We start from the raw sequence: 1,279 nt of genomic DNA, 5'->3' as shown, positions 1-1,279 counted from the left end.
GGGCGGCCGGGTCGAGTTCGGGCAGCACGGTGCGCGCGCCCTGGCGGACCACGGCGGCGCACTGCCCGATGCCCGGCACCGCGCGGACCGCGTCGGCCAACGCGGCCACGAGGGCGGGGTCCAGGTTGTCGGAGGTGCTCATGAAAGGCTCCCTGTCCGGTCGGTCTTCAACAGCACCTGGCTGATGTCCTGGATGAGTTCGCTCGGGTCGTGCAGGAAGTAGAAGTGGCCGCCGGGATAGAGCCGCTGGGTCAGGGGGGCGTGGGTCTGCTCGCGCCAGCCGTCGAGGGTGTCCAGGGGGGCGCGCGGGTCGCTGGTCCCGCTCAGGACGGTGATGGGGATCTCCAGGCGGGGTCCGGGGGCGATGCGGTGGTGCTCCCACAGGTCGAAGTCGGCGCGCAGGGTGGGCAGCAGGGCGTCCATGACGTCCTGGTCCTGGGCGATCTCGGGCTCGATCCCGCCCAGCCGCACGACCTCGGCCGCAAGCTCGTCGTCGTCCAGGTCGTGCAGCTGGGTGATGCGGCCGGTGGTTCCCGGGGCGGACTGGGCCGACAGGAACAGGCAGCTGGGGCGCGGGCCGTTGGCGGCCTGCAGGGCGCGGGCCACTTCGAAGGCCAGCACGGCGCCGCCGGAGTGGCCGAAGAAGGAGAACGCGCCGTCCAGGACCGGGCGCAGGGCCTGGGTGAGCACCCTGACCAGGGGGGCGACCGCGGTGACGGGGGCCTCGGCGATGCGGTTCTGGCGGCCGGGCAGCTGCACGGCGGCCAGCTCGATCTCGGGGGGCAGCAGGCGGGCCCAGTCGGCGTAGGCGCCGGCGCCGGCCCCGGCATGGGGGAAGCAGATCAGGCGGTGGCGGTGCCCGCTGCGGCGGGCACGCCAGATGTAGGGGCTTTCGGCGACCAGTTCGGGAAGGGCGTTCATGCCTCACACCTCGCCGCGAATGAGAATCCGGCCGGCGCGAACAGGGCCGGATTTCGGGTGTGCCGTGAATGGGTGCGCACCGCTCCTCCAAGGGATATGTGCTGCGGATATGTGCTGCGGATACGGGAAAGAGGTGGCGTCCCGGTGCCGCAGGAAATACACCGGGGTGTTCTTCGCAATAGGGCGCAACTGCCGGTCAGGTGTTTTCACCGCCGGGCGCACACGCCGCCGCGCCGGCACCCCGGCCGCGCGGCGGTGCGGGCTCGCGGGTGATGGGTGGCGGGTGGCGGTGCGGTGGTCTGCGGCCGACCGGTGCCCACCTTGGACTGCCCAGGGTGCGGGTGGCCAGGGGCGGGTG

The 1,279-nt window shown here is 72.9% G+C and carries 1 protein-coding gene; it reads right to left on the bottom strand.

What is annotated here, in order from left to right; translation table 11 throughout:
* Window positions 1-138: 138 nt before the first annotated feature.
* Entirely contained in the window at window positions 139-921 is a 783-nt protein-coding gene (locus tag FGF04_RS39280; protein WP_149516172.1) for a thioesterase II family protein, read from the bottom strand.
* Between the last annotated feature and the right edge of the window lie 358 nt (window positions 922-1,279).

Source organism: Streptomyces apricus, assembly GCF_008369065.1.
GTDB classification, from domain to species: domain Bacteria; phylum Actinomycetota; class Actinomycetes; order Streptomycetales; family Streptomycetaceae; genus Streptomyces; species Streptomyces apricus.
The sequence above is the reverse complement of the archived record's forward strand: the minus strand, read 5'-3'. Positions and strand labels throughout refer to the sequence as shown.